The organism is Spirosoma lituiforme, assembly GCF_054776635.1.
In genome coordinates this window covers 93,925-115,906 of record NZ_BAAHBO010000003.1, presented here as the reverse complement: position 1 = coordinate 115,906, position 21,982 = coordinate 93,925, and the positions used below count along the sequence as shown (strand labels likewise).

Below are 21,982 nucleotides of genomic sequence, written 5' to 3'. Positions count from 1 at the left end.
TCCTTTTTTTAGTAGTTTTGACTATTCGATACGTTCTACATACTTCATGATCAATCTAAACCGAGTTGTCTGGCTATCTGGCCTCGCTTTCCTGTTTGTTCACCTGGCAACCGCCCAACAGGCCAAACAGCGCTTCACAAACCTTCAACAAGCCTTGTTTTCCGGCGGGCAGCTGGCTGGCTCACCCGGTCCACGCAGCGTAAACTGGATTGAAGGCGGTACAAAGTTTTCGTTCATTGACGGACAGAATACCATCAAAACGCTGTCCCCGAAAGACCAGAAAGAGGCCGTTATTTTTGACGGAAGCCAACTGACGTTTCCGGGTACTGATAAGCCGTTTGCGTACGGGTCTTTTCAATGGTCGAAAGACTCAAAAAATATCCTGTTTCAGGCCAACTTTCGTCCCGTGTATCGGCGGTCGGGCGTGTCGGATTATTATGTTTATTCAGTAGCGGATAAGAGCCTGAAGCTCGTGGCCAACGATGCTCAAACGGCAGAACTGGCCCCCGATGGCAGCAAAGTGGGGTACGAGCGGGGCGGTAATTTGTTCGTGTTTGACTTTGCTACGCAGAAAGAAACCCAACTCACCAACGATGCCAAAGCTGCGTTTTATAACGGGCGGTTTGGCTGGGCGTATGAAGAAGAATTCGGTTTGGCGCAGGCCTGGGAGTGGTCGCCCGATAGCAAGTTCATTGCCTTCTGGCAGTCCGACGAGCGGCAGGTGCCCATCTATAAACTAACGGATTACAAAGGTTTCGACGAGACGTTTGACTCGCTGCCCTACCCGCGCGTTGGCGACCATAATCCAACAGTGCGTATCGGGGTTGTTGAGCTTGCCAACACCACAAAGCAGTGGATGAAGGTAGAATTGGGTGATGGCTATATCCCACGTATCTACTGGACTTCGCAGGAAGGGCAGCTGGCTCTGATGCACCTGAACCGTAAACAAAACCAGTTGCGGCTGTTTATGGCCAACGCCCGCACGGGCGATGCCCGACAGATTATGGAAGAAAAATCGACCACCTGGGTTGATGTGTTTGACTTTTTTGCCGGGATCAATCACCTGATCTATTTTCCGGCGGGTGTTCAGGAATTTTACTGGGTGTCGGATCGGGATGGGTTTGCCCACCTGTATCGCTATGATTATACGGGGAAATTGCTCAACGCCGTAACGAGTGGCCAATGGGAAGTCAGTTATGTACACCACATTGACCCGAAAGCCAGGAAGGTTTACTTCACCTCTACGGAGGCATCCCCGCTGGAACGACAGTTGTTTGTGGCGGATATCGATGGCAAAAACAAACGGCGGCTTACAACCATTCCGGGTAAGCACACGGTCAATTTTTCACCCAACGGGCAGTATTTTATCGATCGATATTCGAACGTGTCCACCCCAACGCAGGTAGAACTGCGCGATACCAAAGGGCAACTGATCAAAGCGCTGGAAACGAACAAGCGTGTGATGGATTATACCGCCAGCCACAACTACTCGCCTAAAGAGCTGAGCAGCTTCAAAACAACTGACGGCCAGCAGATCGAGATTTCAATTATCAAACCGCTGGACTTTGATCCTACGAAAAAATACCCGGTTGTACTGGACATTTATGGCGGACCGGGGGCGCAGTCGGTCTATAATGAGTTTGCCACAACGGGCTGGCATCAGTGGCTGGCACAAACGGGTTACATTGTTGTTGGCGTAAACAACCGGGGTAGCGGAGGGTACGGTCGTGAGTTCGAAAAAGTAGTCTACGAGAAACTAGGCAAATACGAAAGTCTGGATTTTGCTGAAACGGCCGCTTATCTGGCTAAACAGCCTTGGGTCGATGCCAACCGAATGGCCATTCGCGGTCACAGTTATGGTGGCTATATGAGCAGCTATACCATGCTGACCCATCCGAGCGTATTCAAAGTTGCGCTTGTGGGTGCACCCGTAACCGACTGGCGGCTGTATGATTCGATTTACACGGAACGTTACATGGGCCTGCTTCCCGAAAATGAGGAAAAATACAAGGTCAGTGCGGTATCGACCTATGCCAAGAACCTGGCCGGAAAAATGTTCATTGCTCATTCAACGATGGATGAAAACGTGCACGTTCGGAACACGTTCCAGCTGGTAAATGCGCTCGAGGACGCAGGCAAAGATGCCGATCTAAGAATATACCCACCCGGCGCTCATGGCGTTGCCTACAGCGCTGGCACGCAGCTTCTGCTGTTTCAACAATACACAACGTATCTGGAAACATATTTGAAAAATAGTCCGGAAAACTAACTTATCGATGCCCAACCAGCCCCCGCCAGTTGGGCATCGTTTATTGATGCACGTAGCCAGCCTGGTAAATAAGGTGTATAGTCGGATCTACTAATTTATCTATAGATAGCCAACTAGTCGGTGAGGTAAATTTGATAGCGGTAAGCGTATTTTTTGACACAATTTATAGTAAGAGTTCGCTATATACTCAGCAATACATATTTTAGATTCATCCTAAATTACTCAAAATGATTCATTCTTTTGAAAAATTGCTCTTGCATCAATGGTGATGTAATTCTATGATTTAAAATAAGTTATGACTCTATCGTAAATTTCTATAGATATAGTAGGATTAAAAAGGTAAGTATGATCGCATAAAACAAAACTATTTTATGTCTGTTAAAAACCACTAAAATGCTCTAGACATTTTGAGCACATTACACTAAACAGTATTCACTATGAAAAATTTGATCATTGCTGCCTCTGCATGTGCTTTGCTGGCAGTAGCACAACCTGGTTTCTCGCAGGCTGTTCAGGAAGGAAAGGCGGCCAAAAAAGAAATGAAAGCCGAATAGAAAGTGGCTAAAGCCCAGGAATACAGAATGGAGGCCAAAACACACAAAGGACTAGAAGTTAAAGGTATTTCTGATCCAAAAACGAGAATGGCAAAGGCCGACCGGAAAATGGAAAAAGCAGAAAAGAAACTGTTAAAAAGCGAGTCGAAAGAATTAAAGGCAGCGGCCAAAGACAAAACAAAACAAGCCGCTGGTGTAAACTAAATAACAAAATAAAGAAGCGTCGTTCAGGTGTTGTATAGCCCGAACGACGCTTCTTTATGTATGGTAAAGGTTACCGCAATGCCCGCCGGATAACGTCTTCAACACTCATGTCCGGATCTGCCCTTAGGGCGTCGTCTACGCTTTTCTCCGCGGTAGGTTTGGGTAATCCTAATGCCATTAATGCGGCCAGCGACTCTTCCCGAACCGGGTTGGCGGCTGGTTGCTGTCGGTAAGTAGGACCATCGGGCACAACACCCGATTTTTTCATTTTATCGCGCAGTTCCAGAATAATCCGCTGTGCTGTTTTGGCTCCAATTCCTTTGATTGCCTGTACTGCCCGTACGTTTTCGCCCAGAATAGCCAGCCGCAAATCGCCGGGCTGCATGGCCGATAACATGCCCAACGCCGTATTGGGACCAACGCCGGATACGCCAACCAGATCCAGAAATAAACTCTTTTCATCGGCATTCGCGAAACCATAAAGCGCCTGGGAATCTTCGCGGAATAGGTGATGAATAAATAGTTTGAGCCGGTCGCCACCACCGGGCAGAACAGCATACGTTTGAAGCGATATATGAACCGAGTAACCCACTCCGTGTACATCAATAATGACCAGAGTCGGTTCTTTGTAGGTTAGTGTTCCGTCTAAATAAGCAATCATTCTTGAATTGAAAAGCTTGTTTTCTAGCGTGTTATGTATAGCTAAAGATACGAAAAACCCATGACTTTTCTACAAAGTCATGGGTTTGGGAAGGCAGTTTAACCACCTTTACCCGACAATTAATTTCTGACCGGGGCGAAGCGAATTGGTTCGGATATGATTCAATTTCTTGAGTCGGTCAATCGTCAGGCCATCATAACGCTGAGCGATGTTCCAGAGCGTATCACCGTCCTGAACGCGGTGGTAGCGTGGTTTATAGCGCTTGGTTTTGGCAATTTCCTCGGCTTTCTTACGGCCTTTCGTGGTGCCCTGGTCGGCAAGTCGCTCGGCTCTGGTTTCGGCAACTTCTTTCAGAATGACTAGTGTCTGACCACGCTGAATCTTCGTAGAACGCAGGTGGTTCCAGCGTTTTATGTCGTAAAGGTCAACGTTGTACCGGTCGGCAATATCGCCCAGGTTATCGCCTTTTTTAACAACGTACGTCTGTTTTTTCGGCTTGCGGAGTACCACGGTTTCAATGTCCTCTTCCGGTTCATCGGCCGACTCCGCTACCGCCAGTTGTGCGGCTAATTTCGCTGATTTGCTCCCGTTTTTTGCCGAAGCGACGCCTTCTTCCGTCAATGTTTCTTCGTTGCTGATGCCTGCAAGCGCATTGCGCCCCAGCGCATTCCAGGCACCCATCGAGTCATTGCCGTAGCGAATCTCCTCGGCATTCGCCAGCAGGATGTGCTCCATAACACCTGGCCGCTGCCTGGCCGAATCCAGAATGGCCCGCCGGCGGCTGACAAAATAGCCATACTGCTGACGGGGAATCCGCAACGGGTATCGGTTCGTGTATTCGGGTAAAATGGTTGTTGTAATGGCCGGATTCATCTTTTGTAAATCGGCCAGGGGCATGGTACTCTGTTTGGCAAACGTTTCGAGGTTGAAATAGCCGCTTACCTGAATGGTGTCGTGTGGAATGGGGTACTCGTAGGTTTCCGCCGTAATACCATGATCGTTCGCATGGTTCATCAGGTAAGCGAACGCAACGAACTGGGGAACATATCCGCGGGTTTCTTTCGGCAGGGCATCGAAGATCGTGTAAAAGGAATCTCCCCCCGACCGTCGCATGGCTCGTTTAACAGCTCCGGGCCCGCAGTTGTAAGCGGCCATCGCCAATTCCCAGTCACCGAAGATGTTGTACAGATCGCGAAGGTATTTGCAGGCGGCTTCGGTTGCCTTGACGGGGTCCATCCGCTCATCTACGTAATCGTCCTGATACAAGCGAAGGTCCCGGCCGGTACCCGGCATAATCTGCCAGAGCCCGCCAGCCCCTGCGCGGGAAATGGCTCGTGGGTTCAGCGCTGACTCAACAATGGACAGGTATTTGAGCTCATCCGGCAAGCCGTACTGGGCCAGCATCCGCTCGTAAAGCGGGAAGAAAAGCGGCATTCGTTCCAGCATCGTTTTGGTCGTGCTGGCTTTGCGGAAGGTAAAATAGTCTACGTAAGCCTGAACCGACTTGTGATAGTTTAACGGAATGCTCTTTTGTAGTTTCGTCAATCGTTCCCGTAACAGGCTGTCGGGTACCGTTGGTACAACGGCAATCGTGTCTTTTTTGACGACCGTAGTATCTGATTGAATCGTAGTATTGGGTCTTTCCGGACTAGCGTGGGCTACGGTCAGCAGCCCCATCACCGCACTTAACAGCCCCAATCTTAACAGGCTACGGCATAGGTAGTTCATATCAATTTCGTCAGTTAGGCTTTACTACGTATAGTCTATAATGTATGCTGCGGGGTATATAATATAGAATGTATATCGTGCGTCCTATATCATATAGTAAATGTTAGCTTAGCTCTCTGGCCAGCGCTACCAGCGCGCCCTCGGCAAAGGGGGGAGCCATCAGTTGTAAGCCAATTGGTAAGCCCTGCCCATCACCCAAACGGTTGTCGGTGCCGTTGGGAATAGATATCGACGGGTAACCGACTACGTTGGCCTGCACCGTGAAAATATCGGCGAGGTACATTTGTAACGGATCATCGTCCGGGCGCTGGCCTGTTTTCTCCCCCAATAGAAACGCGGGTGTTGGCGTTGTGGGAGACAATAAAAAGTCGTACTGCTCAAACAACTGTTCCGTTTCCTGACGAATCAACCGCCGAACTTGCTGTGCCTTGGTGTAATAGGCGTCGTAATAGCTGGCGCTCAGAACAAATGTACCCAGCAAAATCCGTTTACGAACTTCAGCTCCGAATCCTTCCGTCCGGCTTTTTTTGTACAACGACAAAAGGGCCGGCATGGATATGTCTAAAGGTGATGCATTCGTCGATACAGTTCTGTAGCCGTATCGTACACCGTCGAAACGCGAGAGGTTGGATGAGGCTTCGGCCGTTGTCAGGATGTAATAGGTAGGGAGCAGGTATTTAAGCAATGATACATTAACCGGCTCTACTAGATGTCCCGCTTTTCGCAGAACATCTATTTTGGCCAGCGTCGCTTCCCGGATGGACGGATCAACGCCTGAGCTCTCTACCCCGTCGCGCAGGTAGGCAATGCGAAGCGGCCGGTCGGGGAGGGTAGCCTGGGCGTAGGCCGAAACGGGCTGGCTGGATACGGTGCTGTCGAACGCATCGGCACCGGCCATAACTTCAAGAAGCAAAGCGGCATCGTCAACCGTATTGGCAATGGGGCCAATGCAATCGAAAGACGATGCATAGGCAATCAGACCCCAGCGGCTGATGCGCCCGTAGGTAGGCTTGAGGCCCACAACGCCACAGAAAGCAGCGGGCTGACGAACAGAGCCACCCGTATCTGAGCCTATGCTGGCCAGACAAAGCCCTGCCTGTACCGCTACAGCCGAGCCACCACTTGACCCACCAGGTACTCGACTGGTATCGGCCGCATTGAGGACAGGGCCGAAAGCTGAATTCTCGTTCGATGAGCCCATGGCGAACTCATCGCAGTTTTGCCGGCCAATGATAATGACATCTTCGTCGAGCAAGCGTTGAACAGCGGTTGCCGTAAATTGAGCGGTAAAGTCACCTAACATGCGGCTTCCGGCGCGGACCCCGTGCCCGGCATAACTAAGCACATCTTTAATGCCAATAACCATACCGGCCAGTCGTCCAGCGGTACCCGCGGCTATTTTCTGATCGATGGTGTCGGCCTGTTGCAGGGCGTCAACATCGTAGACCTCAGTGAACACGTTGAGGTGACGGTACTCGTCAATGCGGGCAAGGTATTGCTCAACCAATTGACGACAGGTAACGGAGCCGGATTTGATGTCGGCCTGAACGGAGGAAAAGCTACGGTATAGTGTCAAAACAAAGGACGTAACATGAAAACCCTATAAAGCAGAAGCAGACAATCAAGCGGCTCCGGTTCGGGGCTACCTAATTGTCTGCCTATAAAAAGACTAAACTATTTCTCTGACTCTTTCAGACCTTCTTCGATGTTTTCGCGAACGTCTTTGGTTGCGTCTTTGAATTCTTTGATGCCTTTACCAAGTCCCCGTGCTAGTTCGGGAATCTTTTTAGCGCCGAACAATAGGAGCAATGCCAGGAAAATAAAAATCATTTCCTGACCGCCCAAACCCATAAATGCCAAAATGCTTGCCGAAATCATATTTCCTGGGATTTGAATGTATGCAAAATTAACAAAACTCTCTCGTACAATCTATTAAAAGTCGGTGAAACTTACGTGCCAACGTGCTATTTGGTTTCAACACGGATACCGAATAAAGCAAGTTTTATTTGGCCCGCCGGTTGGTCGCTCGTTCAACTGATCGTATTTCTGACGAGATGTTTAAGTTGAAACAACAAACCGGGGTGTTTATACTCATCCAATCTTGATCGTTTTAGGCGTACCCGCGTTTGCTTCGCCGGAATTGGCCACCGTTTGCTCCCATTGACGGAATTTTTCAATATCACTACCCAGCGAACTGAACAGCCAGCCTACCAGCGCAATATCATCGGCAAAGCCCACGATTGGCAGGAGGTCAGGAATAATGTCCAACGGGTTGACAAAGTATAGTAATACGGCTACAATGCTGATCAGGGTTTTCCAGGGCAGCTGGCGATACTCACCCGACGCATAGGCTTTGAGCAAACGGGTAACTACGCCCAACTGGTCTCGGAAGGCCGCAATATTACTGCCTGACAAGCCACCACTTTTGTCCAGTGCCTCTTTCACCAACTGAAAGAGACTTCTGGAATTACGGGCATAGCGTACAGCACCTATGTTGGCTCGTTTAAAAAAAATAGACGTTAAAATACGCGAAATAAGACTACTGTTTGCCATTGTATGTACGGTTGCTGGTCGCTGATCGGAAAAGCAATTACGGGTGAATGTTTGACAAAAAAAACACTGAATAATCTATAAACGTTGTAACCCACCATAAGTTTTAATCCATACACTTTGGTTTGTCTTGGTAGGTAAACGTACTTTTGCGCTGACTAGTTAACCTTTTAATTTCGAATACAGTATGAAAGTTACCGTAGTAGGTGCCGGGGCCGTTGGTGCCACTTGTGCCGACAATATCGTCCGTCGGGAGCTTGCCCACGAGGTTGTGCTTTTAGATATTAAAGAAGGCATCAGCGAAGGCAAATCGCTCGATATGTTGCAGGCGTCGACACTGCTCGACTGCGACATAAAACTGACTGGTTCGACCAACGATTACGAAAAAACAGCCGGTTCGGATGTGGTGGTGATTACCTCGGGCTTGCCGCGTAAACCCGGTATGACCCGCGAAGATCTGATCGGTATCAATGCTGGTATTGTAAAAGGGGTAACGGAAAATATTCTGAAGCACTCGCCCGACGCGATCTTTATCATTATCTCCAACCCAATGGACACCATGACCTACCTGGCGCTCAAATCGTCGGGGTTGCCCAAAAATCGGGTTATCGGTCTGGGTGGCGCACTGGATTCGGCTCGTTTCAAAACATATTTATCGCTGGCGCTGGAGTGTTCACCCAATGATTTGCAGGCTTCTGTAATCGGTGGTCACGGCGATACAACAATGATTCCGTTAACGCGTCTGGCCACCAAAGCTGGCGTGCCCGTCAGTCAGTTTCTGGATGAGGAAACGCTGAAGAAAGTAGCGGCTGATACGATGGTCGGTGGTGCCACGTTAACGGGTCTTATCGGAACATCGGCCTGGTACGCTCCCGGTGCAGCCGGGGCCTACATGGTGGAAGCCATCCTGCGCGATCAGAAACGCATCATTCCATCCTGTGTCTTGCTGGAAGGTGAATATGGTCAGTCAGACATTTGCCTGGGTGTACCCGTTGTGCTGGGCCGCAATGGTTGGGAAGAGATTATTGACTACAAACTAACCGACGAAGAACAGGCGGCATTCAACAAATCAGCGGATGCCGTTCGGAACATGAATGGTGTATTGAGTACGCTGAACATTGGCGTGTAATCATACGCTGTTTCTTTAAAAAAAGAGGCTTCCCATAGATGAGCCTCTTTTTTGCCCGATCCTGCCTATCAGCAGGCAAAAAATAGTAACGTAACCACTAAAAAAAGCCACCTGCCTGCTGACAGATGGCTTTTTTTAGCTTAAAATTACTTCCAGTCGCAATCGGGCGAAAGCCATTCCTGACCGGGGTCGATGGGGGCACCATCGGGTGGGGCAAGGGCAGCGGCTACCGGTATTGAACCAGGATTTGTTTCGTATTGTCCGATCAGCCAGTACAGGTAATCGGGAGTTTTGCCTGAAGATGTTTCAGTGATAGGCGTCCTGCTCGCTGGCAAAACAACCGTTGGTTCGACGGCGTACTGGCTCTTAATTCGCATAATGCCTTCATGAGCGGCTGCCCGAACGGCACCATCCAGCTCTTTATCGACGGCTAATTGCATCAGGCTCTCCAGTACTTTGCGGTGTACCATACGCCGAATCGCTCCGTCGTAGGTGACATCTTTTTTGTTTTGACGATAGCCCTGCGGAGCGCCGTAGGTCGACGTAATCAACTGATCAATAACCTGATCCAGGCTTGGTAATTGACCGTTAACGATCCATCGCTGACTCGCCAGCCGGGCGCAGCGTTCGGGGTTTAACATCAGTCTGAGCGTCATACCGGCCGCGGCTTCGGGCGGGCCCAGTGGGTCGAACGTGATACCGGTATGTCGTTTGAAGACTTCGCGCGGATTTGGATCATACCGAAACGGGCGGGGTGGAATCAGGGCAAGTACGGCTTGCGGTACGGCCAGGAAGCCAGGATTCAGCGTAGACAACAATACGCTCAGAGCCCGGTTCTGCTCTTCTGCCGGAACCGCTGCCAGTACGGCCTGACCGTCTCCCCGTAAAGCATTCGTGTACGTTTGACCGCCCAGTACTTTAGCGGCTGCTTCAACCTGGTATCGATGGAACATGTACATTGGCACAAACACTTCTTCAAGAGTTGCCATGGGCGCGCCAACGGCAATCTTCTTTTCCGTAAAATTTGCCAGCGCTATTTTGCGCACGTCCATCACCCGCTTCAATTCGTCAACGGCATTGGAGCCATTATCCCACAAGTGCGTTCCGGGGTGTGATGAGCCTTCGGGGCGGGCATCCTGATCGGTCAGGAAGGTAAGGCCAGCCTTGTGCATGTCGTTCACCAGTTTGTTCAGCGCCTGCTTCTCATTAGTGCCGCTGGGAAACTGCTCGTAGCCGTAGCGAATGCTCCACTTATCGTAAGCGCCAATGCCTTTGGCGTAGGCGTCGGACAGGTCAATACTGGCCCCTTTTATTTTCGCGACCATGGTAGGGTAGTCCATTACTGATGCCCGCCCGAACCGCTCCGTAGCACCGGGCGCGTTGCCTTCCGTGCTGGCTATGTAATTGTGGGGTAAACCCAGGGTGTGTCCCACTTCATGAGCCGCTAATTGCCGTAAACGATCGAGCGACATGGTCATCATGGGGTCTGATTGGGAAGAGTCCTGTCCGGTTGCGGCAAAGTTGCCAACCAGACCCTGCGCAATCAGGTAATCCTGCCGAACCCGTAATGACCCGAGCGTAACCTTCCCTTTGATAATTTCACCTGTACGCGGATCGCTAATGCTGCCTCCGTACGACCAGCCCCGCGTGGAGCGATGCACCCATTGAACGAGGTTGTAGCGAACGTCCATCGGGTCGGCGTCGGCGGGGAGCAGTTTCACCTGAAACGCATCCTTATAACCAGCCGCTTCAAACGCCTGATTCCACCAGGCCGTCCCTTCCATCAGAGCCGAACGAATAGGTTCGGGTGTGCCGGGATCGATGTAATAGATAATGGGTTTAACGGCTTCGCTGACCGCTGCCGACGGGTCTTTTTTCTCGAGCCGATGCCGGGAAATATACCGCTTCATAATCGGCTGACTAACGGGCGTGGCGTAATCAAAATACTCGATGCCACCGTAGCCAATGCGCGGATCGAATACCCGGGGCTTGTAGTTTTTATCCGGCAGTTGCACAAACGAGTGGTGCTGGTGCATGGTAACAGCCGAAGGCGTTGGCACCACTTCCCGTAAGTAAGCCCCCGGATTATCGCCTGTCAGGGTAATGACCGTTTCGAATTCCGTATTCTGCGGGAATGCTTTGGTGCGGGCCAGATACATTGCGCTCCGGGCTGGATCGAACTTGAATGTACCCTGTTTGGTACGGCTGATGGCCTGCACGGCACCGACGGCATCCTGCATCAGAAACGGGGTTAGATCAATGAGCACCCTGCCGTTCTCTTCGGCTGCAATGTCGAAGCCAGCGTGAACCGATTTCGCAAAGGATTCCTCAACGGCCCTCCGTTCGAGTGGGTCGTTGGTAATGGCGCGGTAGGCATAGTTTGGTTCAATCAGCAACACCTTTGGGCCGCTCCGCTGAAATTTTACGATGTGCTCCTGGCCTAAGCGGCCCCGATCCAATCCAATGTCGTTGGAGCCGACGCCTTGTGCCAGGGTCGGGTAATACAGAAATTCGGCGTCGAAAGCCGCTATTTCAAGCCATACTTTTCCTTTTTTTGCATCCCAGTAGTAGGTCATAAAACCGGGATTGCGTTCCATACCCGTGGTGAAGGTGGCGATGCTGCCTGTTGTTCCGGTTGCGCTGGTGGGCTGGGCAGGAAGTAGATGAGGAACGGCGAGTATTACACAGAAAAAAAAGAGTACCTGTTTTCGCATTGTCAATTGAGGTTGTAATTGACGCTCAAGATACGGCAAAAGCAGTTATAGACGGGTCTATATGATCATAAAAGGATAGCCCGGCCAAACTTTATAGTACGACCGGGCTATTTCGTAAATTTTTCTAAATATGGTTGGCTACCGCAGCCGATCCGAGCCTTTCACTAATTTCTCGTCCCGGCGAATGAAACGATTGGCGAGGGCGTTAAACACCAGCGCTGCGATAATGGCGTAAAAACCAGTTAGAAAAGAACCCTGATCGGATGGGTTTCCGTATTCTTTGCCCGCGTAAAGCGTGCGGTAAAGGATGATCCCCATAATGGCGGTCAGCATGAGTGAGTTTACGGCGCACAGCGCGGTTTGGGTTAACCTGTTTCTAAACTGGAAAATAGCGTAGAAGGCCGTCAATCCGACCAGTGCGATGAGCAGGGCCAGGTACCAGACAGAGTCGATGTAGGTGGTGGGCAATGCTTGAGCGGGTAGACCCGGCTGCGTGGCTACAGATTGTTGGGCTGAATATTGTAAGGCCGTAAGGTGCGCCATTTCCGACGACGTTTTGCCGACTTTTTCCCAAAGAGGGTTGGTTAGCGCAATGCCCATGGCAACGGTAATGAGAAACAAAAATATCGTCTGAACGCGTTGAATCATTGGAGTTAACAGATAGTGAGTAATAAATACCGTATCAGGTATGGCCTGAAATACATACATGAACGGGCAAAAATAGGCCAAAAACGATAGATAATGAAAGCAGATATTCACCTGATGATGACCGCTGATGGTTCGCATACCGCCGTAAATGAAGCATTTGATAAACCTTATCACTCCATTCATGGTGCCTATCAGGAATCGCAACGGGTGTATATTGATGTGGGGCTACTACCCGCGTTCGAAAAATTCCCTGATACTGACCTGCATATCTTCGAAATGGGCTTTGGGACCGGGCTGAATGCCCTGCTGACCGCCCAAGAAGCGCAGGCTCGCCAACACGGTGTGGTATACACCGCTATTGAGGCTTACCCTATGCCAATTGATCAGGCTCGCCAGCTTAATTACGACGAGTTTTTTGGAACAGCTTATCTATCGGCCCTACACGAGTCGGCCTGGAATGAGCCAATTACCCTGAATACCTACTTTACGCTGACGAAGAACGAAGGAAAATTACAGGATTTGCAAACGGCGGAGCGTTTCCATTTGATCTACTTTGATGCGTTTGCCCCCTCGGCTCAGCCTGAACTCTGGGAGCCGGAAATATTCAGTCAACTGGCAGCGCTTCTGTTGCCAGGGGGTATGTTGACTACCTACTGCTCGAAAAGTTACGTGCAACGCAACATGCGGGCGGCCGGACTAATCGTAGAAAAGCACGATGGCCCACTGCACAAACGAGACATACTGCGGGCTATCAAACCGCTGGATCAGCCTATTGAATGATTACGGTGTGCGTTTTTTACCTGTCCCGATTCCAGGGGCTAATTTTATTAGGTACCGAGCGTTATCTGGTAAACAACATACGTATGAATCGTCTGCTTCTCATCGGTGCGGCTTTCGTTCTGATAACGATCACCGCCTTCCGAATCCCACTTCCCCTTGAACCAGCAACGAGCAAGGTCAGGGACGAACCCAAACGCATCAAATGGCTGACGATTCAGGAAGCGTATGCCCTGACCCAAAAGAAGCCGAAGAAATTCGTTGTCGATGTGTATACGGACTGGTGCGGCTGGTGTAAAGTAATGGACCGGGAAACGTTCTCGAAGCCCGCTATTGTCGATTACGTAAACCAGAATTACTACGCTGTCCGATTCAACGCTGAACAAACGGGCGATGTGACCCTGGGCAACCAGACGTTCAAATACATACATGGCGGTAGTCGGGGGGTGCATGAACTGGCCGCAGCGTTGCTGAAAAACCAGATGAGTTACCCAACGACGGTGTTTCTGGACGAGAAATTCAATCTGATTCAGCCGATTCCCGGTTATCTCGAGCCTCGTACGTTTCATCAGATCATAACGTACTTTGGCAAAAATTACCACCAGAAAGAGCCGTTTGATCAGTACAAAGCCGGAACTTACAGAGAGTTCCAATCGGCTCTGACGGCGAGTAAATAAGCATCCAGAAACCAGGAACGCAGAATGAGCGGATCAGTCGGGTTTAAAACGGATTAATCTGTTTTTGCTTTGACAAGCCGCTCAATCTGCGTTCTTATTTTTGCTTATTTTTGTAGCCTTTTATTAACCCAACTGTCATCATGACAAAACGAGTAACTTTTCTTCTCACAACAGCTATTGCGGTCGGCATTATCGCGGCAGTTCCTCAAAAGTTTATCGATCCTCAAAACATGGACTTATCCGTGAAGCCGGGTGATAATTTTTACCAATACGCGAACGGCAACTGGCTGAAAAAAAATACCATTCCTGCTTCTAAAACATCGTGGGGGAGCTTTAATGAGTTACGCGAAAAGAGCCTCGACGCCATGAAGTCGTTGCTCGAGGAAGCCTCCAAAACGTCAACGAAAGGCCGGTTGTACCAGATGGTGGGGGATTATTACGTCAGTGGTATGGATAGCGCTACCATCGAACAGCGGGGTTTCGATCCCATCAAGCCCGATCTTGCCCGTATCGATAAAGTGAACAACAAGGCCGCTTTTCTGGACGAACTGGCTTATCAGCGGACCCAAAGCAATGGCATGTTATTCGGCTTTTTTGTGGGCCAGGATCGCAAGAACGTCACCAAATACCTGCCTCAGTTTAGTCAGGGAGGCACTACGCTGCCCGACCGCGACTACTATTTGAAAAATGACGCCCGCAGCACAAAAATTCGCGATGCCTATCATGACAACCTCACCAAGATGTTTGCCCTGATTGGCGAAGAACCGACGCAGGCTGTGCAGGATGCCGACGTAATCATGCGCGTTGAAACCGCTCTGGCGAAGGCGCAAATGCCCCGGGTTGATCTGCGCGATCCTTACAAAACATACAACAAGTTGCCCGTTAGCGGTTTTTCTAAATTGACACCGGGCATAAATTGGGCGGATCAGTTAACGAAATACGGCGCCAAGGGCCAGGATACGGTTCTGGTGCAGAGCCCGGCATTTTTTCGCTCGCTCGATAGTCTGATTGCCGCAACGCCTATCGAAGAACTGCGTACGTATATGCGCTGGAATATTCTGAAAGGATCGGCCCCTTATCTGAGCGACGCATTCGTAAAGCAAAACTTTGCCTTCTCACGCGTACTAACCGGCCAGAAAGAGCAAACGCCCCGCTGGCAGCGTGTCAGCAGTCTGATTGATGGCTCCCTGGGTGATTTGTTAGGTCAGCTTTACGTTCAGAAATACTTCAAGCCTGAAGCCAAACAGCGCATGCTGACCCTGGTCGACAACCTGGAGGCTTCTTACAAAGAGCATATCAAAAACCTCGACTGGATGAGCGAGGATACCAAGAAAAAAGCCATGACGAAGCTTCTGTCGTTCAGACGCAAGATTGGCTACCCTGATAAGTGGAAAAGTTATGAGGGTGTAGTCATTAACCGCGATGACTATTATGGCAACGTAAAATCGGCGGGTAAATGGTCGTATAACTACATGATTAACCGGCTGGGCAAACCCGTTGACAAAACAGAGTGGGGCATGACTCCCCCAACGGTTAATGCGTATTACAATCCGGTCAATAACGAAATCGCTTTTCCGGCAGCTATTCTGCAATTTCCGTTCTTTGATTTCGATGCTGACGATGCCATCAACTATGGCGGTATCGGTGCCGTAATTGGCCACGAAATGACGCATGGCTTTGATGACTCCGGTCGGCAGTATGATGCCGATGGAACCCTTCGCGATTGGTGGACGAAAACAGATGCGGAAAATTTCAAAAAACGTGCTGATCAGGTAAAGGAGCAGTTTTTCGGGTTCAAAGTTCTCGACTCAATTAAAGTGAATGGCCAACTGACGCTTGGTGAAAACCTCGCCGATCTGGGTGGACTAGCCATTGCCTATGATGCATTCAAGAAAACAGCTCAAGGCAAATCGAGCGGGAAGAAAAGTCAGATTGACGGCTTTTCCCCCGATCAGCGGTTCTTTCTTTCGTGGGCTCAGGTATGGCGCATTAACGTTCTACCCGAAACCGAAGCGCAGCTCATCATGACCGATCCTCACGCACCGGGTCTGTATCGTTGCAATGGGCCACTGTCCAACATCAATGCCTGGTATCAGGCGTTCAATGTTCAACCTGGCGATAAAATGTACAAAAAGCCGGAAGACCGCATTAAGGTCTGGTAAACAAGCTGGTCCAAACGGCTCCGGCTGTCTGCCGACGAAACGTTGTAAATGAGTTTTTAGACAATAGCTCTGCTCAAAAGCACGATGTTCCGTCGTTGGACAGCCGGAGGTTATCCAAGCCATCAACTATCCTAAACCTCCCGATCATGAAAACATCCCTACTGCTTGTTTCCTTACTCACTGTAGGTTCAGCCTGCCAGACAAAGCCAAAACAGGAGACCCAGACTGTTTCAGCCAATGCGACAGAGGATAGTGCAGCAAGTCTGGCAAAACGCCCCGGCCCGGATACACCCCGATCGGCGGCAGATCGCTTGGTACGAGCTCTGTATTTTGAGCATAACAAGACCGAGAACCCGATGCGGGAGACAAAAGATCGGGTGCTGATTGATCAGTTTTTTGCCAAATCAACAGCCGATCTTATCTGGAATGACGCAAAAAAAAAGCCGGGTAAACTAAACCGGACAAAAATAAATTTACTCTACAACAAACCGGATGCGGCCGTAAAAAAGACGTGGGTGTTGCCCGCAGTTGTCGGTGGATCAAAGGCCATTGTTTATGTAACGTTTGAAAATCAGGCTAAGCCAGAAGAGATTAGAGTGGATATGCAACAAATAGCCGGGCGGTGGCGAATCACCGAAATTCAGTACCCAGACGGCAAGTTATTGACCCAATTGGTAAGTGAATAGGCAAACCAACTAAATTATTTTTGTGGCATGTGTTGACAACACCATAAAAACGTGTAATTTTGCAACTCCAAACCGGAAACGGGGCGGAAATTGTTCTTTAACAGTGTCTTGGGGAGTTTCCAGAGTGGCCAAATGGATCAGACTGTAAATCTGCTGGCGTACGCCTTCGGAGGTTCGAATCCTCCACTCCCCACTATTTAGCAACAAAACACCCAGCTAATTATACATTTTGCTTGGTATTCGATGCTAAGTTCGCGGAAGTAGCTCAATTGGTAGAGCGATAGCCTTCCAAGCTATAGGTTGCGGGTTCGAGACCCGTCTTCCGCTCAGTTGATTACACACTGTTGAAAACAAGCCGTTATAGCTCAGTGGTAGAGCACTTCCTTGGTAAGGAAGAGGTCCGGGGTTCAAATCCCCGTAACGGCTCGAGACTTCTTCTGTGGAGTCTTTTTGACGGGGCCGCCCGTGCGGTTTCAAGCCAAAGCAATGTCAACCTTATCAGGGAGATATTGTGCGGCTTAATTTACGTTCAGCGAGTTCATCCAATAACAAAAACAGTTCACAATAGCGTTTTAAAAACATGGCAAAAGAGAATTTTGACCGCTCGAAACCGCACGTAAACATCGGTACGATTGGTCACGTTGACCACGGTAAAACGACGCTGACGGCTGCCATTACGAAAGTGCTGGCCGAAAAGGGTCTAGCAGCGGTACGGGACTTTTCATCGATCGATAACGCTCCAGAAGAAAAAGAGCGTGGTATCACCATCAATACATCGCACGTTGAATACTCAACGACGAACCGTCACTATGCACACGTTGACTGCCCAGGTCACGCCGACTATGTGAAAAACATGGTAACTGGTGCTGCCCAAATGGACGGTGCTATCCTAGTGGTAGCTGCTACAGACGGACCAATGCCACAAACACGTGAGCACATTCTGCTTGCCCGTCAGGTAGGTGTTCCTCAATTAGTCGTGTTCATGAATAAAGTGGACATGGTTGATGATCCAGAACTTCTCGAACTCGTTGAAATGGAAATCCGCGAGTTGTTGAGTTTCTACAACTTCGACGGCGACAATATTCCAGTTATTCAAGGTTCTGCTCTTGGTGGTCTGAACGGCGATGCGAAATGGGTTAGCACAATCGAAGAGTTAATGCAGAGCGTGGATGATTTTATCCCCCTGCCTCCTCGTATGACGGAGCTTCCATTCCTTATGCCTGTAGAGGACGTATTCTCGATCACGGGTCGTGGTACAGTAGCTACGGGTCGTATCGAACGGGGTATCATCAACTCGGGTGAGCAAGTTGAAATCCTGGGTATGGGTGCTGAAAACCTGAAATCAGTTGTAACAGGTGTTGAAATGTTCCGGAAAATTCTGGACCGTGGAGAAGCTGGTGACAACGTGGGTCTTCTGCTCCGTGGTATTGAAAAAACCGATATCCGTCGTGGTATGGTTATTTGTAAGCCAGGTTCAGTAACTCCTCACTTGAAGTTCAAAGCTGAAGTGTATGTACTGTCGAAAGAAGAAGGTGGTCGTCACACACCTTTCTTCAACAAGTACCGCCCACAGTTTTACTTCCGTACCACAGACGTAACCGGCGAAATTACACTGCCAGCCAACGTTGAAATGGTAATGCCTGGTGATAACATCACGATTGAAGTAAGTCTGATCAACAAAATCGCTATGGAAAAAGGTCTTCGCTTCGCTATTCGTGAAGGTGGCCGTACCGTAGGTGCTGGTCAGGTAACGGAAATCCTCGACTAAGGTAAATATCTCAGAACAAGTGCATTTCTTAACAGAAATGCACTTGTTTTTTTAATAATAGTTCGTACTTTTGCAGTCCGTTTCAGAGCACGCTGTCTCGGTCATTTTAGCAAAAAATCATAAACGGGTGTAGTTCAAGGGTAGAATAGCGGTCTCCAAAACCGTTGATGGGAGTTCGAATCTCTCCACCCGTGCAAATCCTTTACTTTACGATGGACAAGTTTATATCGTTTCTGAAAGCCTCTTGGGAGGAAGTTCAGCACAACGTGACTTGGCCCAAATTCAGCGATCTGCAATCCAGTTCAACGCTGGTACTGGTAGCATCGCTGATTTTTGCGCTATTGGTCGGTCTGATAGATTTAGTATTTGAGAACGGGCTGAACGCGTTTTATCAGTCATTCTAAATTGATTCACGAAAAGGCGTTTGTACGATCTTTTATTGATCAGACAAACCGACGTTCGTAGATCGTAACGAGGCCGCCCACGCGGTTCTAAATCACAACATGAGCGTAAACGGCATACAATGGTACGTCATACGGGCCGTGTCGGGGCAGGAGAAGAAAATTAAATCTTACCTCGATAACGAAATTATCCGACAAAAATTGGACGAAGTAATTCCGCAGGTACTTATTCCGGCGGAAAAAGTGTACGAAATGCGTAACGGCAAAAAGCGCGTTCGGGAAAAATCATTTTTCCCTGGCTACATTTTGATTTCGGCTGATCTGGGTAATAACCGGGCGCTGGATATGATTTTGAACATGCCTGGCGTACTGGGTTTCTTAGGCAACGCGCAGGTAGGAACGACGTCAAAAGTACCCGTACCTCTTCGGCAAGCTGAAGTAAACCGTATCCTGGGTAAAGTACATGAAGAAGCGCAGGAAGTGGCTGTGCCGACCATTGCTTACATCAAGGGTGAATCCGTAAAAGTTGTCGATGGCCCCTTTGGTGGTTTCATTGGTACAGTAGAAGAAGTATTTGACGACCGGAAGAAAGTGAACGTCGTTGTAAAAATATTTGGCCGGAATACACCGGTAGAACTCAGTTACGCGCAAGTAGAAAAGGAAATCTGATTGAAATCAGGTTCCGTGACCGGACGTCCTATGCTTCCCTCAGAGGATAAACGGTCAGAACAAGTTGGTTTGCCATGAAGAAAACTGGACCGGTTATGTGACTAACTCCCAGGAGACGTAAGGGCAAATCGTAACTCAATTATCACAATGGCAAAAGAAGTAGGTGGCTACGTAAAGCTGCAAGTCAAAGGCGGGCAAGCCAACCCCTCTCCTCCGATCGGTCCGGCTCTGGGTTCCAAGGGTTTAAATATCATGGAATTCTGTAAGCAATTTAACGGCCGGACACAGGATAAAATGGGTACGGTGCTTCCTGTTCTGATTACGTATTACAAGGATAAATCCTTCGATTTCGTAATCAAAACTCCGCCCGCACCGATTCTGCTGTTGGAAGCAGCGAAGCTGAAAGGCGGCTCTGCTCAACCAAACCGCAACAAAGTAGGCTCTGTATCTTGGGAGCAAATTCGGACCATCGCGGAAACAAAGATGCCCGATTTGAACGCCTTTACGGTGGAGTCAGCAATGAAGCAGGTGGCCGGTACGGCCCGCAGCATGGGAATCACGGTGACGGGCACAGCGCCCTTCGATAACTAAAAGACTTGCCGAAGCAAACACAGACATGGCTAAGTTAACGAAAAAACAAAAGGAAGCTCAATCGAAATACGATGCTGCTAAAGAATACTCCCTCCACCAGGCGGCCGAGATTCTGAAAGACATCTCGTATACGAAATTTGATGCTTCTGTGGATATTGACGTTCGGCTGGGCGTCGACCCGCGTAAAGCTGACCAGATGGTTCGTGGCGTTGCCACATTACCACATGGTACAGGTAAAACGGTTCGCGTTCTGGTGCTTTGCACCCCGGACAAGGAGAACGAAGCGAAAGAAGCTGGTGCAGACTATGTTGGTCTGGATGAGTATATTCAGAAGATCGAGCAAGGCTGGACAGACATCGATGTAATCATCACGATGCCTAGTGTTATGGCTAAAGTTGGTCGTCTGGGTAAAGTGCTTGGCCCACGTGGATTGATGCCAAACCCGAAATCGGGTACGGTAACGCCCGATGTTGCTAAAGCGGTTCGCGAGGTAAAGGCCGGTAAAATCGACTTTAAAGTTGACAAGCAGGGCGCTATCCATACCAGTATTGGTAAAGTGTCGTTTACGCCAGAAAAACTGGCTGAAAACGCGCAGGAAATCATTGCTACACTGTTGCGTCTGAAGCCTTCGTCGGCTAAGGGAACGTATGTGAAAACAATTAACCTGTCGAGTACGATGAGTCCGGGAGTAACGATCGATAAAGGCACAGTAGCCGGAATTTAAGCCATGAAGCGCGAGGACAAAGGAGCAATTATTGAGGAATTAGCTGGAAAGTTCCAGACAATTCCCTTCTTCTACATCACGGAAGCCAATGGCATGACGGTTGCTGAAACAAACAACCTCCGTCGGATGTGTTTTGAGCAGGGGATCGAGTACAAAGTGGTGAAAAACACATTCATCAAAAAAGCGCTCGAGACTCTGGATACGGATTATACCCCGTTCAACGATACGGTATTGCATGGCCAGTCAGCTGTAATGTTTCACGCTGAAAATGGCAAAGCACCCGCTAAGCTCATCAAGGAGTTCCGTAAAACGAACGACAAGCTGCAACTGAAAGCTGCATCTATTGATTATAGCTTGTTCATTGGTGCTGAACAACTTGACACGCTCATCGCACTGAAGAGCAAAGAAGAGTTGATCGGCGAAATCATCGGTCTGTTGCAGTCGCCTGCGAAAAACGTCATCTCGGCGTTGCAAAGTGGTGGCAACAAACTGGCCGGTATCCTCAAAACGCTGTCGGAGCGTGAGGAAGCAGCTTAGCTGTAGGACGAACATTCTGTTCGTTAATCCGATAACTATTTAAATCGTGGACAAGATGTCTGCGTTACAAAATCGTATCACAACCAAATAAAAAAAATACTACAATGGCAGATTTGAAAGCGTTCGCGGAGCAGCTTGTAAGCCTGACAGTTAAAGAAGTTAACGAGTTAGCTACTATCCTGAAGGATGAGTACGGTATCGAACCAGCTGCTGCTGCTCCAGTAATGGTAGCCGGTGGAGCCGGCGGTGGCGATGCTGCTCCAGCTGCTGCTGAGAAAACTTCGTTCGACGTTGTTCTGAAGTCGGCTGGTGCTGCTAAACTAGCTGTCGTGAAATTGGTGAAAGACCTGACAGGTCTGGGTCTGAAAGAAGCTAAGGAATTAGTTGATACAGCGCCTAAGCCAGTTAAAGAAGGTGTAAGCAAAGACGAAGCAGAAGCTCTTCGTAAGCAACTTGAAGAAGCTGGTGCTGAAGTAGAAGTTAAGTAAGCAGATAGCTCTTTCGCATATCGCTCCAGGCAGGGGAGGCCAGAC

The 21,982-nt window shown here is 49.3% G+C and carries 21 protein-coding genes and 4 tRNA genes; 18 read left to right on the top strand and 7 right to left on the bottom strand.

The window, feature by feature from the left end:
- The first annotated feature begins 46 nt into the window (after nucleotides 1–46).
- A complete protein-coding gene (locus ACYU87_RS12740; RefSeq protein ID WP_461134464.1) occupies nucleotides 47–2,269 on the top strand; it encodes a S9 family peptidase in 2,223 nt (740 codons plus the stop codon).
- A 557-nt stretch (nucleotides 2,270–2,826) separates the two neighbouring features.
- Complete coding sequence (locus ACYU87_RS12735; RefSeq protein ID WP_461134463.1) at nucleotides 2,827–3,027, top strand: hypothetical protein; 201 nt, start codon at nucleotides 2,827–2,829, stop codon at nucleotides 3,025–3,027.
- Nucleotides 3,028–3,097: 70 nt separating this feature from the next.
- On the opposite strand, the gene ruvA is transcribed toward ACYU87_RS12735, so the two are convergent.
- The 5 genes from ruvA to ACYU87_RS12710 all read right to left on the bottom strand — a co-directional run bounded on the left by ruvA (nucleotide 3,098) and on the right by ACYU87_RS12710 (nucleotide 7,969).
- On the bottom strand, nucleotides 3,098–3,688 hold the full coding sequence (ruvA, locus tag ACYU87_RS12730) for a Holliday junction branch migration protein RuvA (protein WP_461134462.1): 591 nt from the start codon (nucleotides 3,686–3,688) through the stop codon (nucleotides 3,098–3,100).
- A 108-nt stretch (nucleotides 3,689–3,796) separates the two neighbouring features.
- Nucleotides 3,797–5,416: a lytic transglycosylase domain-containing protein gene (locus ACYU87_RS12725; protein ID WP_461134461.1), complete on the bottom strand. Its 1,620-nt coding sequence runs from the start codon at nucleotides 5,414–5,416 to the stop codon at nucleotides 3,797–3,799.
- Nucleotides 5,417–5,519: 103 nt separating this feature from the next.
- Nucleotides 5,520–6,992, bottom strand: a complete 1,473-nt coding sequence (gatA, locus tag ACYU87_RS12720) for an Asp-tRNA(Asn)/Glu-tRNA(Gln) amidotransferase subunit GatA (protein WP_461134460.1) — start codon at nucleotides 6,990–6,992, stop codon at nucleotides 5,520–5,522.
- Between the two features lie 98 nt (nucleotides 6,993–7,090).
- Nucleotides 7,091–7,294 carry a Sec-independent protein translocase subunit TatA/TatB gene (locus ACYU87_RS12715; protein WP_460937199.1) on the bottom strand — a complete coding sequence of 68 codons (204 nt, stop codon included), beginning with the start codon at nucleotides 7,292–7,294 and terminating at the stop codon, nucleotides 7,091–7,093.
- A 213-nt stretch (nucleotides 7,295–7,507) separates the two neighbouring features.
- The gene (locus ACYU87_RS12710; RefSeq protein WP_461134459.1) at nucleotides 7,508–7,969 is read right to left on the bottom strand and encodes a YkvA family protein; all 462 of its coding nucleotides are present in this window, start codon (nucleotides 7,967–7,969) and stop codon (nucleotides 7,508–7,510) included.
- A 184-nt stretch (nucleotides 7,970–8,153) separates the two neighbouring features.
- On the opposite strand from ACYU87_RS12710, the gene mdh reads away from it, so the two are divergent.
- Nucleotides 8,154–9,095, top strand: coding sequence for a malate dehydrogenase (mdh, locus tag ACYU87_RS12705; protein ID WP_461134458.1), 942 nt, complete (start codon nucleotides 8,154–8,156; stop codon nucleotides 9,093–9,095).
- Nucleotides 9,096–9,241: 146 nt separating this feature from the next.
- Here the strand turns inward: mdh and ACYU87_RS12700 are convergent, their stop codons facing one another.
- Both ACYU87_RS12700 and ACYU87_RS12695 read right to left on the bottom strand, forming a co-directional pair.
- On the bottom strand, nucleotides 9,242–11,809 hold the full coding sequence (locus ACYU87_RS12700; protein ID WP_461134457.1) for a zinc-dependent metalloprotease: 2,568 nt from the start codon (nucleotides 11,807–11,809) through the stop codon (nucleotides 9,242–9,244).
- Nucleotides 11,810–11,947: 138 nt separating this feature from the next.
- Nucleotides 11,948–12,457: a DUF4293 domain-containing protein gene (locus tag ACYU87_RS12695; protein ID WP_461134456.1), complete on the bottom strand. Its 510-nt coding sequence runs from the start codon at nucleotides 12,455–12,457 to the stop codon at nucleotides 11,948–11,950.
- Between the two features lie 93 nt (nucleotides 12,458–12,550).
- Here ACYU87_RS12695 and mnmC2 point away from each other — a divergent pair, with 93 nt between their 5' ends.
- The 15 genes from mnmC2 to rplL all read left to right on the top strand — a co-directional run bounded on the left by mnmC2 (nucleotide 12,551) and on the right by rplL (nucleotide 21,937).
- A complete protein-coding gene (mnmC2, locus tag ACYU87_RS12690) occupies nucleotides 12,551–13,237 on the top strand; it encodes a tRNA (5-methylaminomethyl-2-thiouridine)(34)-methyltransferase MnmC2 (RefSeq protein WP_461134455.1) in 687 nt (228 codons plus the stop codon).
- 83 nt (nucleotides 13,238–13,320) lie between these two features.
- Nucleotides 13,321–13,911: a thioredoxin family protein gene (locus tag ACYU87_RS12685; protein WP_461134454.1), complete on the top strand. Its 591-nt coding sequence runs from the start codon at nucleotides 13,321–13,323 to the stop codon at nucleotides 13,909–13,911.
- A 140-nt stretch (nucleotides 13,912–14,051) separates the two neighbouring features.
- Nucleotides 14,052–16,073 (top strand): M13 family metallopeptidase, encoded by a 2,022-nt coding sequence (locus tag ACYU87_RS12680; protein WP_461134453.1) that lies wholly within the window; start codon nucleotides 14,052–14,054, stop codon nucleotides 16,071–16,073.
- Between the two features lie 146 nt (nucleotides 16,074–16,219).
- Nucleotides 16,220–16,759: a hypothetical protein gene (locus ACYU87_RS12675; protein ID WP_461134452.1), complete on the top strand. Its 540-nt coding sequence runs from the start codon at nucleotides 16,220–16,222 to the stop codon at nucleotides 16,757–16,759.
- Between the two features lie 110 nt (nucleotides 16,760–16,869).
- Nucleotides 16,870–16,952, top strand: a tRNA-Tyr gene (locus ACYU87_RS12670).
- A 61-nt stretch (nucleotides 16,953–17,013) separates the two neighbouring features.
- Nucleotides 17,014–17,086: transfer RNA gene (locus ACYU87_RS12665), tRNA-Gly, on the top strand.
- A 27-nt stretch (nucleotides 17,087–17,113) separates the two neighbouring features.
- A tRNA-Thr gene (locus tag ACYU87_RS12660) sits at nucleotides 17,114–17,185 on the top strand.
- A 154-nt stretch (nucleotides 17,186–17,339) separates the two neighbouring features.
- Nucleotides 17,340–18,527, top strand: coding sequence for an elongation factor Tu (gene tuf, locus ACYU87_RS12655; RefSeq protein WP_461134451.1), 1,188 nt, complete (start codon nucleotides 17,340–17,342; stop codon nucleotides 18,525–18,527).
- Between the two features lie 123 nt (nucleotides 18,528–18,650).
- Nucleotides 18,651–18,721 (top strand) — tRNA-Trp (locus tag ACYU87_RS12650).
- Between the two features lie 18 nt (nucleotides 18,722–18,739).
- A complete protein-coding gene (secE, locus tag ACYU87_RS12645) occupies nucleotides 18,740–18,931 on the top strand; it encodes a preprotein translocase subunit SecE (protein WP_012928967.1) in 192 nt (63 codons plus the stop codon).
- A 99-nt stretch (nucleotides 18,932–19,030) separates the two neighbouring features.
- The gene (gene nusG / locus ACYU87_RS12640; RefSeq protein ID WP_461134450.1) at nucleotides 19,031–19,597 is read left to right on the top strand and encodes a transcription termination/antitermination protein NusG; all 567 of its coding nucleotides are present in this window, start codon (nucleotides 19,031–19,033) and stop codon (nucleotides 19,595–19,597) included.
- 147 nt (nucleotides 19,598–19,744) lie between these two features.
- A complete protein-coding gene (gene rplK / locus ACYU87_RS12635; RefSeq protein ID WP_461134449.1) occupies nucleotides 19,745–20,188 on the top strand; it encodes a 50S ribosomal protein L11 in 444 nt (147 codons plus the stop codon).
- A gap of 25 nt (nucleotides 20,189–20,213) precedes the next feature.
- Nucleotides 20,214–20,912, top strand: coding sequence for a 50S ribosomal protein L1 (rplA, locus tag ACYU87_RS12630; protein WP_460937224.1), 699 nt, complete (start codon nucleotides 20,214–20,216; stop codon nucleotides 20,910–20,912).
- A gap of 3 nt (nucleotides 20,913–20,915) precedes the next feature.
- Nucleotides 20,916–21,449, top strand: coding sequence for a 50S ribosomal protein L10 (gene rplJ, locus ACYU87_RS12625; RefSeq protein WP_461134448.1), 534 nt, complete (start codon nucleotides 20,916–20,918; stop codon nucleotides 21,447–21,449).
- 104 nt (nucleotides 21,450–21,553) lie between these two features.
- The gene (rplL, locus tag ACYU87_RS12620; RefSeq protein ID WP_461134447.1) at nucleotides 21,554–21,937 is read left to right on the top strand and encodes a 50S ribosomal protein L7/L12; all 384 of its coding nucleotides are present in this window, start codon (nucleotides 21,554–21,556) and stop codon (nucleotides 21,935–21,937) included.
- Nucleotides 21,938–21,982 lie beyond the last annotated feature (45 nt).

Coding starts and splice junctions, on each gene's coding strand:
- ACYU87_RS12740 (WP_461134464.1), top strand. CDS start 47: ATGATCAATCTAAACCGAGTTGTCTGGCTATCTGGCCTCGCTTTCCTG.
- ruvA (WP_461134462.1), bottom strand. CDS start 3,688: ATGATTGCTTATTTAGACGGAACACTAACCTACAAAGAACCGACTCTG.
- ACYU87_RS12725 (WP_461134461.1), bottom strand. CDS start 5,416: ATGAACTACCTATGCCGTAGCCTGTTAAGATTGGGGCTGTTAAGTGCG.
- ACYU87_RS12715 (WP_460937199.1), bottom strand. CDS start 7,294: ATGATTTCGGCAAGCATTTTGGCATTTATGGGTTTGGGCGGTCAGGAA.
- ACYU87_RS12710 (WP_461134459.1), bottom strand. CDS start 7,969: ATGGCAAACAGTAGTCTTATTTCGCGTATTTTAACGTCTATTTTTTTT.
- mdh (WP_461134458.1), top strand. CDS start 8,154: ATGAAAGTTACCGTAGTAGGTGCCGGGGCCGTTGGTGCCACTTGTGCC.
- ACYU87_RS12700 (WP_461134457.1), bottom strand. CDS start 11,809: ATGCGAAAACAGGTACTCTTTTTTTTCTGTGTAATACTCGCCGTTCCT.
- ACYU87_RS12695 (WP_461134456.1), bottom strand. CDS start 12,457: ATGATTCAACGCGTTCAGACGATATTTTTGTTTCTCATTACCGTTGCC.
- mnmC2 (WP_461134455.1), top strand. CDS start 12,551: ATGAAAGCAGATATTCACCTGATGATGACCGCTGATGGTTCGCATACC.
- ACYU87_RS12685 (WP_461134454.1), top strand. CDS start 13,321: ATGAATCGTCTGCTTCTCATCGGTGCGGCTTTCGTTCTGATAACGATC.
- ACYU87_RS12680 (WP_461134453.1), top strand. CDS start 14,052: ATGACAAAACGAGTAACTTTTCTTCTCACAACAGCTATTGCGGTCGGC.
- ACYU87_RS12675 (WP_461134452.1), top strand. CDS start 16,220: ATGAAAACATCCCTACTGCTTGTTTCCTTACTCACTGTAGGTTCAGCC.
- tuf (WP_461134451.1), top strand. CDS start 17,340: ATGGCAAAAGAGAATTTTGACCGCTCGAAACCGCACGTAAACATCGGT.
- secE (WP_012928967.1), top strand. CDS start 18,740: ATGGACAAGTTTATATCGTTTCTGAAAGCCTCTTGGGAGGAAGTTCAG.
- nusG (WP_461134450.1), top strand. CDS start 19,031: ATGAGCGTAAACGGCATACAATGGTACGTCATACGGGCCGTGTCGGGG.
- rplK (WP_461134449.1), top strand. CDS start 19,745: ATGGCAAAAGAAGTAGGTGGCTACGTAAAGCTGCAAGTCAAAGGCGGG.
- rplA (WP_460937224.1), top strand. CDS start 20,214: ATGGCTAAGTTAACGAAAAAACAAAAGGAAGCTCAATCGAAATACGAT.
- rplJ (WP_461134448.1), top strand. CDS start 20,916: ATGAAGCGCGAGGACAAAGGAGCAATTATTGAGGAATTAGCTGGAAAG.
- rplL (WP_461134447.1), top strand. CDS start 21,554: ATGGCAGATTTGAAAGCGTTCGCGGAGCAGCTTGTAAGCCTGACAGTT.